Origin of the sequence: Bradyrhizobium betae, assembly GCF_008932115.1 — a bacterium.
Lineage (GTDB): Bacteria > Pseudomonadota > Alphaproteobacteria > Rhizobiales > Xanthobacteraceae > Bradyrhizobium > Bradyrhizobium betae.
Genome location: NZ_CP044543.1, coordinates 4,524,738 through 4,537,524 on the forward strand (window position 1 = coordinate 4,524,738; position 12,787 = coordinate 4,537,524).

General features: G+C 65.6%; 17 protein-coding genes. 5 read left to right on the forward strand and 12 right to left on the reverse strand.

What is annotated here, in order from left to right:
* Positions 1 to 42: 42 nt before the first annotated feature.
* Entirely contained in the window at positions 43 to 810 is a 768-nt protein-coding gene (locus F8237_RS21605; protein ID WP_244625942.1) for a hypothetical protein, read from the forward strand.
* On the opposite strand, the gene F8237_RS21610 is transcribed toward F8237_RS21605, so the two are convergent.
* From F8237_RS21610 to F8237_RS21645, 8 genes are all read right to left on the reverse strand, one after another.
* On the reverse strand, positions 701 to 1,516 hold the full coding sequence (locus F8237_RS21610) for a c-type cytochrome (protein ID WP_162006159.1): 816 nt from the start codon (positions 1,514 to 1,516) through the stop codon (positions 701 to 703). The genes F8237_RS21605 and F8237_RS21610 overlap by 110 nt on opposite strands.
* Positions 1,516 to 3,138 (reverse strand): b(o/a)3-type cytochrome-c oxidase subunit 1, encoded by a 1,623-nt coding sequence (locus F8237_RS21615; RefSeq protein ID WP_151647733.1) that lies wholly within the window; start codon positions 3,136 to 3,138, stop codon positions 1,516 to 1,518. Before F8237_RS21615 ends, F8237_RS21610 begins: the two co-directional genes overlap by 1 nt.
* Positions 3,125 to 3,688: a cupredoxin domain-containing protein gene (locus F8237_RS21620; protein ID WP_028137480.1), complete on the reverse strand. Its 564-nt coding sequence runs from the start codon at positions 3,686 to 3,688 to the stop codon at positions 3,125 to 3,127. The genes F8237_RS21615 and F8237_RS21620 overlap by 14 nt, the downstream gene beginning before the upstream one ends.
* A complete protein-coding gene (locus F8237_RS21625; RefSeq protein WP_028133498.1) occupies positions 3,685 to 3,864 on the reverse strand; it encodes a hypothetical protein in 180 nt (59 codons plus the stop codon). The genes F8237_RS21620 and F8237_RS21625 overlap by 4 nt, the downstream gene beginning before the upstream one ends.
* A 10-nt stretch (positions 3,865 to 3,874) precedes the next feature.
* On the reverse strand, positions 3,875 to 5,137 hold the full coding sequence (locus F8237_RS21630) for a c-type cytochrome (RefSeq protein ID WP_028133497.1): 1,263 nt from the start codon (positions 5,135 to 5,137) through the stop codon (positions 3,875 to 3,877).
* Between the two features lie 10 nt (positions 5,138 to 5,147).
* Positions 5,148 to 5,843 (reverse strand): c-type cytochrome, encoded by a 696-nt coding sequence (locus F8237_RS21635; protein WP_151650623.1) that lies wholly within the window; start codon positions 5,841 to 5,843, stop codon positions 5,148 to 5,150.
* A gap of 145 nt (positions 5,844 to 5,988) precedes the next feature.
* Entirely contained in the window at positions 5,989 to 6,144 is a 156-nt protein-coding gene (locus F8237_RS36950; protein WP_244625943.1) for a hypothetical protein, read from the reverse strand.
* A 260-nt stretch (positions 6,145 to 6,404) separates the two neighbouring features.
* Positions 6,405 to 6,668: a hypothetical protein gene (locus F8237_RS21645; RefSeq protein WP_151647735.1), complete on the reverse strand. Its 264-nt coding sequence runs from the start codon at positions 6,666 to 6,668 to the stop codon at positions 6,405 to 6,407.
* Positions 6,669 to 7,028: 360 nt separating this feature from the next.
* Between F8237_RS21645 and F8237_RS21650 the strand changes: the two genes are divergently transcribed.
* The 4 genes from F8237_RS21650 to ccoG are packed head-to-tail and all read left to right on the forward strand — an operon-like array spanning position 7,029 to position 10,630.
* The gene (locus F8237_RS21650; protein WP_151647737.1) at positions 7,029 to 8,366 is read left to right on the forward strand and encodes a hypothetical protein; all 1,338 of its coding nucleotides are present in this window, start codon (positions 7,029 to 7,031) and stop codon (positions 8,364 to 8,366) included.
* Between the two features lie 10 nt (positions 8,367 to 8,376).
* On the forward strand, positions 8,377 to 8,886 hold the full coding sequence (locus F8237_RS21655; protein ID WP_028133492.1) for a DUF2249 domain-containing protein: 510 nt from the start codon (positions 8,377 to 8,379) through the stop codon (positions 8,884 to 8,886).
* Positions 8,883 to 9,197 carry a metal-sulfur cluster assembly factor gene (locus F8237_RS21660; RefSeq protein WP_028133491.1) on the forward strand — a complete coding sequence of 105 codons (315 nt, stop codon included), beginning with the start codon at positions 8,883 to 8,885 and terminating at the stop codon, positions 9,195 to 9,197. The genes F8237_RS21655 and F8237_RS21660 overlap by 4 nt, the downstream gene beginning before the upstream one ends.
* An 8-nt stretch (positions 9,198 to 9,205) precedes the next feature.
* Positions 9,206 to 10,630 carry a cytochrome c oxidase accessory protein CcoG gene (gene ccoG, locus F8237_RS21665; protein ID WP_151647739.1) on the forward strand — a complete coding sequence of 475 codons (1,425 nt, stop codon included), beginning with the start codon at positions 9,206 to 9,208 and terminating at the stop codon, positions 10,628 to 10,630.
* 33 nt (positions 10,631 to 10,663) lie between these two features.
* Here the strand turns inward: ccoG and F8237_RS21670 are convergent, their stop codons facing one another.
* The 4 genes from F8237_RS21670 to F8237_RS21685 all read right to left on the reverse strand — a co-directional run bounded on the left by F8237_RS21670 (position 10,664) and on the right by F8237_RS21685 (position 12,782).
* Positions 10,664 to 10,996, reverse strand: coding sequence for a cupin domain-containing protein (locus F8237_RS21670; RefSeq protein WP_028133489.1), 333 nt, complete (start codon positions 10,994 to 10,996; stop codon positions 10,664 to 10,666).
* A gap of 103 nt (positions 10,997 to 11,099) precedes the next feature.
* Complete coding sequence (locus tag F8237_RS21675) at positions 11,100 to 11,327, reverse strand: hexameric tyrosine-coordinated heme protein (protein WP_028133488.1); 228 nt, start codon at positions 11,325 to 11,327, stop codon at positions 11,100 to 11,102.
* 38 nt (positions 11,328 to 11,365) lie between these two features.
* Positions 11,366 to 11,755 (reverse strand): c-type cytochrome, encoded by a 390-nt coding sequence (locus tag F8237_RS21680; protein WP_028133487.1) that lies wholly within the window; start codon positions 11,753 to 11,755, stop codon positions 11,366 to 11,368.
* Positions 11,756 to 11,786: 31 nt separating this feature from the next.
* The gene (locus F8237_RS21685) at positions 11,787 to 12,782 is read right to left on the reverse strand and encodes an FAD:protein FMN transferase (protein WP_028133486.1); all 996 of its coding nucleotides are present in this window, start codon (positions 12,780 to 12,782) and stop codon (positions 11,787 to 11,789) included.
* Positions 12,783 to 12,787: the final 5 nt, after the last annotated feature.

Sequence of the window (12,787 nt, forward strand, 5' to 3'; positions counted from 1 at the left end):
CGGTTGCTAGGATGTCGAGCGCAACGACCGGAGAGACCGCGCATGAGCTCCGACCGCCAGTATGCCGTGGCATCACTGCTCTTCGACTACGTGAAAAGCCTATCTTTGCGGCATCTGCGCGATCCTCACAGCGTGCACAAGATTGCGCGGGACATCGTGAACGCGGTCGATCGAGCGGGCTCGATCTGGAGCAAGTGGGAGGCAGAACGGGAGGAGGTCGCAAGGGCCGCGGCTCCGTGTTGGATTCCGACGGAAGACTTGCTCGCCACGCTTAACAACTTGCCTGGTCCGTTGCTGACCAAGACAGACGTGGAGCAGCGGCTACGCGCGATCTGGGAGGAGCCCTACACGAGCTATCCCAACGAAGACCTCAAGGAGGGCTGCCTCGCGCTGTATGTCGCCGAGAAGGCGCAGGGTACTGAGATGCGGGCCATCATCGGCATGCTGCAGGAGCATCTCGAACGGGAGGACGAGAGGCTCCGGCGGGAGCAGGAGGAGCGATATCGCAAGCTGAAAGAAGAGGAACGCGCAAAGCTCGAACAGCGTTTCCTCTCCGGAGCCGACTGTGGTTGGACCTCGATCGATGGCTCCGCAGGCCGAATGACAACGTCGCGGCGCGCCTCTGACCCTCGGGCCGGGCCGGGCAAGCGCCGAATTGTCCACCCTGGACGTGCAGGCCGTTTCCGACTTCGTCGTATCCTCAATCGGTCGCCTTCACCACCTCGGGCGGCTGCGACGCGTAGTACGCCGCCGCCTCGTCGATCTCCTGCGGCGTCATGGCGCGGGCGACATTGCGCATCTGCTGGCTGATGTCGTTGGTCCGCTGGCTCGCGGCGAACGCCTGAAGCTGCGCCTTCATGTAGGCCTCGGACTGGCCCTCGAGCCACGGACTTCCGGTCTTGTTGTCGAGGCTGCCGTGGCAGGATCCGCAGGGTGCGATACCCCGCATCGGCGCGCCATAGATCACGATGCGCGGCTTCGGGAGCTGCGGCGTCGGGTGGTACGCCGGCAGCCGCGGCAAGTAGGCATAGTACGCGGTAAGATCGGCGATCTCCTGATCCGTCAGGTTGACCGCGAAGGGCGACATCACCGCGTTCGTGCGGGCGCCCGAACGGAAGTCGACGAGCTCCTTGTAGATGACCGCGGCGTACTGGCCTGCGAGATTGGGCGAGTCCGCCCTGCTGATGCCGGTGGGCCCGTGGCAGATCGCGCAGCGCTGCGCGAGCGTCGCTCCGCGGCCGATCGACTCCTGGCTCGGTCGCGCCAGAATCGTCGGAGTCAAAATCGCCTCCGAGAGGCGGGGCCCGACCTTGGCCGTCGGCACCGAGGCCGATCGTTGCGGCAGACCGGCGGCGCTGCAGATCGCGTCCCAGAGACTTGCGAACTGCAAATCCTTCTGGGCATAGGGCAGGATGATGAAACCGCCGAGCGCCGTCAGCAGGAACAATCCGGCGGCGATGCCCACGCCCGCGGAGAAGTAGGGATTCCTGACGGTGAAGAGCTCGCGTGCGCCCATCACTGCGCTCCGACGTAGACGGCGGGAACGGACGTGTCGGAACGCGCGGCCAGCGACAGGATCGGATAGCCGTAGTTCGTGACCGTGAGCCCGATCATCAGCGCCACCCAGATCGCGAAGCTGTTGAGGGCCATAGGCACCGAACGGACCTGATGGATGGGCACGCTGAAGCGATACGCGCCGGCATCGGTCGCGGGTCGACGCTGGGCCGCCGCCAGGATGTAGAGGAACAGCAACCCCGAGATCAGCAGGATGATCGCGCCGATCGCCGACAGAACGACCGAGAATGCCTGCGGAGCGATCGCGGGGTCGGCGTAGTCGTAGTAGGCCATCCGCCGCGGCATGCCGAGGATCCCGACCCAATGCCACGGGAAGGTTGTCACGATCATGCCGACGAACCAAAGCCATAGCTGGGTTCGAACCAGGCTCAGGCTGGGCAGCGAGCGGCCGGTCAGGTGCGGCCACAGGTCGAAGGCGATGGCGAAGTACATGATCACGATGGCCCCGCCGAAGATCAGGTGGAAGTGGCCGGTGATCCACTGCGTGTTGTGGATGGTGGTATCGAGCTGGTAGCTCATGTTGATGAGCCCGCCGGCGCCGCCGAAACCGAGCAGCACGAAGGAGAACGCCACCGCCAGCATGACGGGATTGTCCCACGGCAACGCCCCGACCCAGCCGAACGGCCCCCTGCCGCCGCGGAGGCGAGCGGCGATCTCGACCGACGCGCAGATCGTGAACACGGTCAGCAGCGTCGGCAGCGCGACGAGGGCGGTGAAGGCGGAGTGGATGAACTTGAATCCGGCGCCGACCTGCGGATCCGCGAAGGTGTGGTGGATGCCGATCGGCATCGCCACGACCAGGAACAGAATGAAGGCGATGCGCCCCATCGTGTCGCTGTAGAGGCGGCCGCCGATCGCGCGCGGCACGATGGTGTAGTAGGCGATGTAGGTCGGCATCAGCCAGAAATAGACGATGGCGTGGAGCGTCCAGGAGAAGAACACGCGGGCAAGTCCCGCGTCGATGGTGGTCCGCCAGCCGAGCGCCACCGGAATGATCTGCAGCAGCAGTTCGAGCGCGGCGCCGACCGCGGTCCAGGCCCAGAGGTAGGATCCGGCGACGTTGGCGAACATCGCGAGCGGCACGGGTTCGTCCGGATGGGTCCGCCGCCAGACGCGGAGGTTGACCGACATCAGCGCGACCCAGATCCAGGAGCCGACCACGACGAGAACGACGCCGATGTAGTAGAAGACATTGCCGATCAGGGGCGGATAGAAGGTGTAGAGCACCGAGGCGCGGCCGAGCGCGACCGGCACCATGGCCATGATCGCGCCCGCGACGATGAGCCAGAATCCCGCCCAGGCCCAGCGCACGCCGACCAGGGGCTGCTTCAGCGCGGACTCCGAGATGGCATAGCCGAAGCCCATCGCCACAAGCGTGGGGAAGACGTAGCCCATCACCGTGCCGTGCGCGGTCAGCGAACGGTAGTACCACTCCGGATTGCTGATCCAGGCCAGAAGCGGGCTGCGGACGAACATCTGCCAGGCGCCGAGAAAGAGAGCCAGCCCGAACACGACGAAGGCCAGCCGGAAATGGGCGAGGATGAGCTTCCTATTCACCAACACAGCTCAATCTCCCGCCGTTCTTCGCGCGCGATGCGAACTCCGCCTTGTCGATCACCTTGACCTTGCCCCACATCCCTTCGTGGCCGAAGCTGCAGAACTCCTGGCAGGGCATCAGGTGGTCGCCGGTCTTCTCGAAGCGCATGAGCTGCTCGGAGACATAGCCCGGCACCAGCATGGTGTTGACGTTCGTACCCTGAATCAGAATCCCGTGGACCACGTCGGCGCTGGTCGCCCGGAGCGTGATCGGGGTCTGCGCCGGCACCAGGAGGCACGCCGGCGTGAAGGAATATTGCTGGCCGATGGCCCGCACGGTCACCGCCCCGTTCGACTCCAATATGCTGCCCAGGTTGGATTCGACGAACTCGCCGGAGAGGTGCAGCCGGGTCGGATCGATCGTCTCCACGCGCGCCTGCGGCATGGTCGCCCGATGGATTCCGGCGAACGCCGCCAGCGCGGCCAGGATGACGATGACGGTCACGGACATCGTCGCCCAACGTTTCTCGACCCGCTCGGCGACTTCGGCGCCGTGATGGCCGTCCTGCGCCGTCATTGCAGGGCTCCGCGCGGCAGGAAGACGAACAGGTAGAAGGCGAACCACATCGCAACGACCAGAGCGGTGGCTAACCCGGCGACCATGAGAGCGCCGCCGGGACCGGCCGCCACGATTCGGTTGACGCGGTCGTCCGCCGTGTTCTCGACCTGCTCCGGAAGCTCCGAGTTGATCATCAGGTATGCCTCAGTTCAGGGGGGCCGAGCGCAGTTCGTTCGCCTCGCGCGCGCTCACGGGCGCTCCGCGATTGCCCCAGGCCGTGCGGATGTAGGTGACGACGGCGGCCACCTCGTTGTCGGAGAGAAGGCCGGCGAACGGAGGCATGCCGTAGGGGCGGGGATTTCCCTCGGTGCTCGGTGGGTAGCCGCCGTTCAACACCATCCGGATCGCGTTGACGGCCGATTCCATCTCGATCGACTGGTTGTTGGCGAGCGGCGGCCAGTGCGGCGGCTTGCCTTCGCCTTGCGCGCCGTGGCAGCTCGCGCAGCGGGCATCGTAGACCGTCTTGCCGAGGCTGATCAGGAGGCTGCTCTCGCTGGTCGGCAGAACGGCGGAATTCGCCTGCGGGCGAGAGGTCGGCTCCGCGATGCTTTTCAGATAGACCGCCATCGCCTGCGTGTCCTCGTCGGTCAGGTATTGCAGGCTGTTGTGGACGACCTCGGCCATCGGTCCGTAGACCACACCCCGCGCCGAGACCCCGGTCTTGAGAAGATCGGTGATGTCCTTGAGGCTCCAGTCGCCGAGGCCGGCCTCGCGGTTGGAGGTCAGCGAGGGCGCGTACCAGTTCTGCATCGGGATCAGCCCGCCCTTGAAGGCGTCGGCCTGGGACGTGCCGCCGAGTGCGTTGATCGGCGAATGGCACATGCCGCAATGACCCAATCCTTCGACCAGATAGGCGCCGCGATTCCATTCGGCCGACTTGTTCGGGTCCGGCTTGTACTCGCCTTCGGAGAAGTAGAGCGTGCGCCAGCCGAGGATCAGCTGCCGATTGCTGTAGGGGAAGCGGAGTTCGTGATCCCGATTGCGTTGGCTGACCGGCGCAATGGACTTCAGATAGGCGAAGATCGCCGCGCTGTCGGCTTGGGTCACCTTGGTGTAGGAGGCGAATGGCATCGCCGGATACATCAGCCCACCGTCGGGAAAGCGGCCGGTATGCATGGCCTTGTAGAAATCCTCGGCGGTCCACTTGCCGATTCCCGTCTCGCGGTCCGGCGTGATGTTGGACGAAAAGAGAGTGCCGAACGGGGTCGGCATGGCACGCCCGCCTGAGAACGTGCGGCCCTCCGGCGCGGTATGGCAGGCGATGCAGTCGCCGGCGCGGGCGAGATACTCGCCGCGCTTGACGATATCGCTCCGGGGGAGCGCCGATTTCTGTTCCTGGGCCTGCACCACACCGCCCACCGCGACCGAAAGCAAGACCAGACCAAGGAATCGTGTGCGTGAGCGCATCGCCGCCTCCTCAATCCGGTTGGCTGCCGCAGGCGAACGGCAGCACGTAGGCGCCCTTGGGCGCAGGCGCGATGGCGATCGGGGCCGGGCGACTTGCGAGGTAGGCCGCGACGGCAGTGACGTCGGCTTCGGTGAGGCGCGCCGCGACCTGCTGCATGCAGTCCGGGGACCTGGCGGTCCTCGTGCCGTACCGCCAAGCGCCGAGCTGCGCGCTGATGTAGTTCGGACGAAGCCCGAGAAGTCCGGGAATGCCTGGCTCCATGCCGGTGAGACCCGGACCGTGGCAGCTACCGCAGGCCGGGATCTGCCGGGCCGGATCGCCGCGAGTGACGAGAGACTGGCCCTGCTGCAGGACCTGCAGGCTGACGTCGCTCGCAGCGGGCGCGGGCAGCGGCGGATGCTGGTCGGCGAAGTAGTCGGCCATGTCCTGCAGGTACGGATCCCCTAGATACTCGAGCAGATAATTCATCGGCGGGTACTTCCGCCGGCCGTTCTTGAAGGCGAGAAGCTGGTTGTAGAGATAGCCGGCTGGTTTGCCAGCCAAGCGCGGGAAATAGACGTCGCTGGTGCCCTCGCCCTGTTTGCCGTGACACGGCGTGCACGCTTCCACACGTGCGGCCATGGTGTCCGGTGGTTGACCGGGATTTTGGGCTGAAGCGGGAAAAGCCTGGATGAAGAACCCCCACGCCAACCCGACGACGATCATTCGCGTTCGCACGCCGCACCCCAATGCTGCGCAATGAGGAGGCTTAACCAGACTAGCTTGGATTTGTTCCTAATTCTGGAACTAACATGTCGAGATACGACGGTGAGGGAGTGATGAACTTCGTCAAAGAGAGGATTCCGCCGCTCTAGGTCTGCCCTAAGTTGGAGAGCGCGAAGGCGACGAGGAGGCCGACGACGAGCAGACCGGTCAGCTTCTGTTGGCCTTCGACGGCTTCGGGCACCATGGTGTTCACCGCCATCGTCAGGAGAGCGCCCGCAGCGACGGCGCTTGCGGCAGCCACGACTTGAGTAGAAGCGCCGCCCACGAAAGCTGCCCCCGCGACATGATCCCCGCGGTGACGTACCGAGGCAATCTGAGGACGAATGCGACGGCTGCGCCGAGGAGCAGCGATGAGGCACCAAGCAGCCCCCAAAGACCGGCGGTCAACCAGATAGGCATCGGAGCCCCTGGCGGGTGATCTCGCGCGCCTGAGGAGCGGGAGCGAGTAGAAACGGCTCGGCCCTGTCGCCCCGTCGATAAGCACCGCGCCGCAATGCCGGGTTACCGATCGCGACGCTCACGCTGCCGGAAGGGATCCGCAACATCGTCGTGGCCGGAGCGGCTACTAAAGAACATCAGTGCCATGAGTCCGCATCCGATGAGGAGCGAGAAGAAGGTGCCAAGCCCGAGAGCGATCCACCCGTGCTTGCCCATCTCGACGCCGCTGCTGGCGCTCCAAACGGAGATTCCCCAGACGCCCGTTAGAATCAACACGGAGCCCAAAACCACCAGCAGAATGATTTGGCCTGCACTGAGGCTTCGCATGGTTGCGTCCTTTATCGTCCCCTGGGCCAGGTTCAACCGCCGAACGGGGAAGGGGGTCCCGCCGCGGTGCCGTGAAAAGCCGTAGGCGTAGGGAACCGTAGGGTCGAACATTTGGGCCGGAACCCGGGTGTGCTGTCGCAGTCTTTGGAAAACCCGCATATGTCGTGTCCCGATAGATTCTTGAACCTTTATCGCGCCGCGGAATCTCGGTTTCTTTGCGACACCGCAAAGTTCTCGACGGCAGCTCCGGTACCCTTCCGATCATCGATCCAGACCAGTCCGGCACCACGCCCATCCAGATTTGCGTGATCGCGACCTTTTCTATTCTGCGCCGGAAGGGAATGAGGAAACGAAACGATCATGATCGGCGGCAGCATTTCCCGATGGACGATGACCTACTTCGCAGCGGCGCTGATCTGGTTGTTGGCCGCGCTCGCGCTGATGGTCACGGGCATCGGACACCCCGCAGCAGATCTGGCTGCTCCCGATACGCTCGTTCTGGTGCATGTGGTCTGCATCGGCTGGCAGAGCCTCGCGATGTGCGGAGCGCTGTTCCAGTTCGTGCCGGTCCTCGTCGCGACGCCGCTGTTCCGTGAAGAATGGGCATTGCCCGCGCTGGGCTTTTTGACGGCGGGGCTGCTCTGCCTGCTCGCCGGTTTCATGGTCCTGGGCGGCCGACTGCCGTCCGCGCCGTGGCTGCTGCCGCTCGGGGCGGTGCTGCTGCTCGTCGGCTTCGGCCTCGTCGCGGTCGATCTCGCTTTGACGGCTTGGCGGCGACCGACAGGGCCGGCGCGGTTCGTCCTGGTCGGCCTGATCTCGCTTTGCACGACCGTTGCGTTCGGCGCGGTTTTCGCGTTCGCGCTGGCAGGATGGGCCGGCCGGTTCGGCGAGGCTGTCCTGGCGCGGGGCATCCCGTTGCACGCCATCGCGGGGCTCGGCGGCTGGCTGACGTTGACGGCCATGGGCGTCAGCTACCGATTGCTTTCCATGTTCATGTTGGCGCCCGATGTCGAGGACCGCAAGAGCCGCCTCACGCTCGCCGCCGGCGCGCTCGCGGTCGCCACGACCGTCGACGGCGGAGCCGCGGCGATCGGCTTCCAACTGGGGCTGAATACCCTGCTCTCGATCGCCGCGCTTTTCGGCCTGGTTTGCGTCGGCCTCTACGGACGGGATCTTGCGGGCATCTTCCGCAGCCGCAAGCGGCGACATCTCGAACTCAACATGCGGATGGCGATGCTATCATTCGCAAGTCTGGCAGGAACCGGAATACTGGGAATAGCGCTCGTTGCGACGCGAACGCTGCCGCTGCATCTCGGCGCCTTCGCCTTCCTGGCGGCCTTCGGCTGGCTGTCGGGGCTGGTCCTGGCCAAGCTCTACAAGATCGTCGCGTTTCTCACGTGGCTCGAGACCTATGGGCCCGTGATGGGACGCGCGCCGACCCCTCGCGTCCAGGACCTGGTCGCGGAAAGCAGGGCGACCAAGTGGTTCGCGATCTACTACGTCTCCGTCTGGACGGGGACGCTCGCTCTGCTCGCGGCGGAGCCGGGCGCGTTCCGGATGGCCGCGGCCGCGATGACGGTCGGAGTGGTCGGGATCGTCCACGAAATCATTCGAATCCGGCGTCTGGACGACGTCGCCTCGACGCTGCGCCTGCCGGCCGGCGCCGTCGCGCCGCACCTGCTGTTCGCCAAAACCTGAGGAGACCGCAATGACCGAGTATCTGGATGTCGATGCCCGTCCGATCCTGCGTGCCGGAGGCGAGCCGTTCTCCGTCATCATGGCCGCGGTCGGTCGTTTGCAGCAGGGGCAGGGTCTCCGCCTCTACGCGCCGTTCAAGCCGGTGCCTTTGTTCGGCGTCATGGCGGACAAGGGCTTCGCTCATTCGGCGAGCGAACTCGAAGGGGGCGAATGGGAGGTGCTGTTCACGCCTGTCGGAGCCAAGCCGGACATCACATCGACTGCCGCCGGCGGCTCGCCCTTCGCGGCCTGGCCCGAGCCTGTCGTGGAGCTCGATAATCGCGACCTCGAGCCGCCCGAGCCCATGGTCCGGATCCTCGCCGCGGCGGAAAAGCTCGATCCCGGCGAAACTCTGACCTCGCTTTTGAGCCGGGAGCCGGTGTTTCTGTTTCCTCAGCTCGAGAAGCGGGGCTTTCGCTGGCTCGGTGGATTTCGCCCCGACGGTGCCACCTACGAACTGACTGTGAGAGCGCCGTCATGAGGGACCGATTGGACGAAGCCGTCCGCGACGCGCTGCGCGTCGTGATCGATCCCGAACTGGGCGAGAACATCGTCGATCTCGGTTTCGTCTATGAGATCGCGGTCACCGATGGGGCGGTCCGCATCACGATGACGGCGACGACGCCGGGCTGTCCCGCGACGTCCTTCCTGAGGGAAGGAGCGCAGGCGGCGGCGTCGACCGTCCCAGGGGTGGTTTCCGTCGACGTGGCGATGACCTTCGAGCCGCCTTGGACTCCCGACATGATGGCACCGGCGGTCCGGGCCTCGCTCGGCTTCGCCGCGGTGAACTGACGCTCGCCATGGCCATCACCATCGAGATCGATCATGCGAAGACGCGGGCCAAGGCCGCGGCGGCAGCCGGCCTGCCCGTCGTGCCCCAAGCCGTCAAAGGTCCGATCCGCAGGCTCAAATGGGCCATTCTGCTGCTGACACTGTCGATCTACTACGTCACCCCGTTCCTTCGCTGGGATCGCGGACCTAACGCGCCCGACCAGGCGGTGCTGCTCGACTTCGCAAACGGGCGCCTCTACGCCTTCTTCGTCGAGATATGGCCTCAGGATCTCTATCTGGTGACGGGCCTCCTGGTGCTGGCCTCGACCATCCTGATCCTCACGAACGCGCTCGCGGGGCGTCTGTGGTGCGGGTTCGCGTGTCCACAGACGGTGTGGACCGATCTGTTCCTGCTCGTCGAGCGTCTGATCGAAGGCGACAGGCGCCAGCGCCTCAAGAACATCGGAACGCCCCTCACGCCGAAGCGAGTCGTCCGGACCGCGGCGAAGCACGCGGCCTGGCTTCTGATCTCGTTGGCGACGGGCGGCACGCTGATTTTCTACTTCACCGACGCGCCGGATCTGCTGCGCGGCTTCGCTGCTGGCAACTTTTCCGTCGACGCCCTGACGTGGATCGCGGTGTTCACGGGTACGACCTACGGCCTTGCGGGTTTCGCGCGCGAGCAGGTCTGTACCTTCATGTGTCCCTGGCCGCGCCTGCAGGGTGCGATCTGGGATCCGGAGGCCTACACCGTCAATTATCGCGACTACCGGGGCGAGCGGCGGACCTCCGCGAAGAAGGCCACCGAGTTGCGGCTGCGGGGCGAGACGGCAGGCGATTGCGTGGACTGCGGCCAGTGCGTCGCGGTCTGTCCGATCGGAATCGACATCCGCGAGGGCCCGAACTTCGCGTGCATCAATTGCGGCCTGTGCGTCGATGCATGCGATGGCGTGATGGCGAAGCTCGGACGCCCGCGAGGCCTGATCGATTACGAAAGCTGGGCGAACATCGAACGGGGGCGCAACAAGGAGGCTCCTCGCAACCGTTTGCTGCGGCCGAAGACCGTCGGCTTGACGGCGGCATGCCTTGCGCTGGCCGGAACGATCGGGGTGGCATTCGCGACGAGGACCACCGCGTCGTTGTCGGTCCAGCACGACCGCGATCCCGTCGCCGTCCGGCTATCGGACGGGTCGTTGCGCAATGCCTACACGGTGAAGCTCCTGAACAAGTCGTCGAGCCCGCATCGTTACACGCTGTCCGTCAGCGGCATCGACGCAAGACTCTCCATCGTGGGCAGCGATGGTCTCGCTCCCATCGAGGTCGCCCCGGACGCCTCGGAGTCGTTGCGCGTCACCTTGACGGCGGCGGATGCCGAGCAAAAGGACGTCGTGTTCACGGCCCGGGACGAGGCCGGGAATACGCTCTCCGCCAAGGACCGGTTCGTCGAGCGGTAACGTTCAGGAAGGCACCCGAGCTGCCGCTTGCTGCTATTTCGACTGGAAGTGGATGGTGAGCAGCAGGGAGGCGTCTTTGATTCCCGTGACCGAGTGCGCTGCCCCTCCATCGAGGTAGAGCCATTCGCCCGCGGAGAGCTCCATTTCCGTGTCGGAAAGACCGAGGCGCACGCAACCTTCGATGCAGAACAGGGTGATCTCCCCGTCCACCCGGTGGGACGCGATTTCGCGCCCCGCCGGGACGATCAGGCGTACTGCCTCGAACGTGTCGGTCTTCACGATCGCGGTCGTGCGTGCGTCGTGAAGCTTGGCTCCAAGCGGCCGAAGGTCGACGACTTCTCCCGAACCCGCATGATGCACGGCCATTCCGCTTCCTTTCCTGCCTTCGTGAACGCACGACTTGTCAGGGAGCTCCGTTTGGCCACGGAGCTCGCTGGAGACGCGCGAAGCTCGTGTGCTCCGCGCCCCGTTAGCGCCACCAATTGTTCGCGGCGGCGACCGTCTGGAAATGGACGGCGACGACATGGGATGTGGCGATCAATTGCTCCGCGTCCTGCTCGTACGCCGTCCGGAGGCGGGTCCGGACTTCGTCCGACGGTTGCGTCATCTTCACCGCCATCCGCGATAGCTTGACCGCAAGTTCGAAGCCGGCCTGAGGGGTGTCTGTCTTCAAGGAGGGTAACCAATTCTCGCTCATGTGCATCCTCACTAGCTCTGCGGGAAAGGGGCGCGACGTTACTGGGTGAGCTTCACCGGCGCCTTGTCGAACGTGTGCAGATAGGCGATCAGGTCCTTGATCTTCTGCTCGTCCTTGATGCCGGCGAAGGCCATCTTTGTGCCCGGAATCTTGGCCTTCGGATCCTTGATGTACTCGCTGAAGGTGGCCTCGTCCCAGGTGATGCCGGATTTCTTGTTGGCGTCGGTGTAGTTGTAGCCCTCGACCGATCCGGCCTTGCGTCCGATCAGCCCGTTCAGCACGGGGCCGACGACGTTTTTGGCGCTGTCGCCGACCTGGTGGCAGGCCTTGCAGACGGCGAAGACCTTTTCGCCCGCGGCGGCGTCCTGGGCGCTGGCCTGGCCGAGGCCCGCGACGAGAAACAGGGCGACGAGTGCTGTCCGGTTCATCTAGTTCTCCTTCGGTGGTTGAGTTGCTTGGTCACGCGGTGATCTCCGAGGGCTTGCCGGAGGCATCGACGAGGTGCACGCGCTCGACATCCACGTGCGGCAGCAGCGAACGGATCCGTTCCTCCGGCATCAGGCTGAACGCGGTCGACAGCGCGTCCGCCGCGGTCGCGCCGCGGGACACGGTGGTCACGCTACGATACCTGGCGGCGCAGCCACCCGTCCGAGGATCGAAGAGGTGGTTGAAGCGGCCTTCCGGGTCGAACCGGAAGCCGTACGCCCCCGACGTCGACAACGCGCGGTCGACCACCGAAAGCACCGTTTCCGTGCGGCCTGCGACTTCCGGATCGGCGACCCCGACGTCCCAGGGGCGCCCGTCAGGACGTGGTCCGATGGCGCGGGCCTCGCCCATGTCGACAAGGCTGTGGGCTATGCCGTGAGCCTGCAGCAGCTCCACGATCTTGTCGGTCACGTAACCCTGCGCGATCCCGTTCAGCGTGACGGCCATGCCGCGCGGCATCGCGATCCGGTCGCGGCCGACCGACAGCCGGCCACAACCCACGCACGCAAGCGCGGCCTGGATCGCCGCGGACGGGGGGCCGGCGGGGTCCGCACCCTCCCGGGCGAAGTGGCTGGCGTAGAGGTCCCATAGCGGCTGCACGGTGACATCGAACGATCTGTCCGTCAGCTTCGAGTAATGCTGCGCGGTCGTGAGCAGATCGACCATCTCGGCTGCCGGATCGACCAGGATGCCGGTCCGGTTCAGCTCGACGAGGGCGGAATCCTTGAGGTAGAGGCTGAACAGCCGCTCGAGCCGGTGCGCCTCCGCGCTTGCCAGCGAGATCAGCCGCTCCGCCTCCCGTCGGTCTCCGTGGTGAATCTCCATCGTGGCGACCGCGCCGAGCACGGTGCCCCGCCATGTGACGGGCGCCGCGTCGGCGCGCGCGGCAAGCTCTGAGGGCAATAGGCCGAGACCGGCCGCTGCGGCACTGATCCGGACGAAGCGTCGGCGCGAGATGCGGCGCATCACCATGT

What these genes read in the sequence shown, in the direction of transcription:
- F8237_RS21605 (WP_244625942.1), top strand. Translation starts at nt 43, where the DNA reads ATGAGCTCCGACCGCCAGTATGCCGTGGCATCACTGCTCTTCGACTAC.
- F8237_RS21610 (WP_162006159.1), bottom strand. Translation starts at nt 1,516, where the DNA reads ATGGGCGCACGCGAGCTCTTCACCGTCAGGAATCCCTACTTCTCCGCG.
- F8237_RS21620 (WP_028137480.1), bottom strand. Translation starts at nt 3,688, where the DNA reads ATGACGGCGCAGGACGGCCATCACGGCGCCGAAGTCGCCGAGCGGGTC.
- F8237_RS21625 (WP_028133498.1), bottom strand. Translation starts at nt 3,864, where the DNA reads ATGATCAACTCGGAGCTTCCGGAGCAGGTCGAGAACACGGCGGACGAC.
- F8237_RS21630 (WP_028133497.1), bottom strand. Translation starts at nt 5,137, where the DNA reads ATGCGCTCACGCACACGATTCCTTGGTCTGGTCTTGCTTTCGGTCGCG.
- F8237_RS21635 (WP_151650623.1), bottom strand. Translation starts at nt 5,843, where the DNA reads ATGATCGTCGTCGGGTTGGCGTGGGGGTTCTTCATCCAGGCTTTTCCC.
- F8237_RS21645 (WP_151647735.1), bottom strand. Translation starts at nt 6,668, where the DNA reads ATGCGAAGCCTCAGTGCAGGCCAAATCATTCTGCTGGTGGTTTTGGGC.
- F8237_RS21650 (WP_151647737.1), top strand. Translation starts at nt 7,029, where the DNA reads ATGATCGGCGGCAGCATTTCCCGATGGACGATGACCTACTTCGCAGCG.
- F8237_RS21655 (WP_028133492.1), top strand. Translation starts at nt 8,377, where the DNA reads ATGACCGAGTATCTGGATGTCGATGCCCGTCCGATCCTGCGTGCCGGA.
- F8237_RS21660 (WP_028133491.1), top strand. Translation starts at nt 8,883, where the DNA reads ATGAGGGACCGATTGGACGAAGCCGTCCGCGACGCGCTGCGCGTCGTG.
- ccoG (WP_151647739.1), top strand. Translation starts at nt 9,206, where the DNA reads ATGGCCATCACCATCGAGATCGATCATGCGAAGACGCGGGCCAAGGCC.
- F8237_RS21670 (WP_028133489.1), bottom strand. Translation starts at nt 10,996, where the DNA reads ATGGCCGTGCATCATGCGGGTTCGGGAGAAGTCGTCGACCTTCGGCCG.
- F8237_RS21675 (WP_028133488.1), bottom strand. Translation starts at nt 11,327, where the DNA reads ATGAGCGAGAATTGGTTACCCTCCTTGAAGACAGACACCCCTCAGGCC.
- F8237_RS21680 (WP_028133487.1), bottom strand. Translation starts at nt 11,755, where the DNA reads ATGAACCGGACAGCACTCGTCGCCCTGTTTCTCGTCGCGGGCCTCGGC.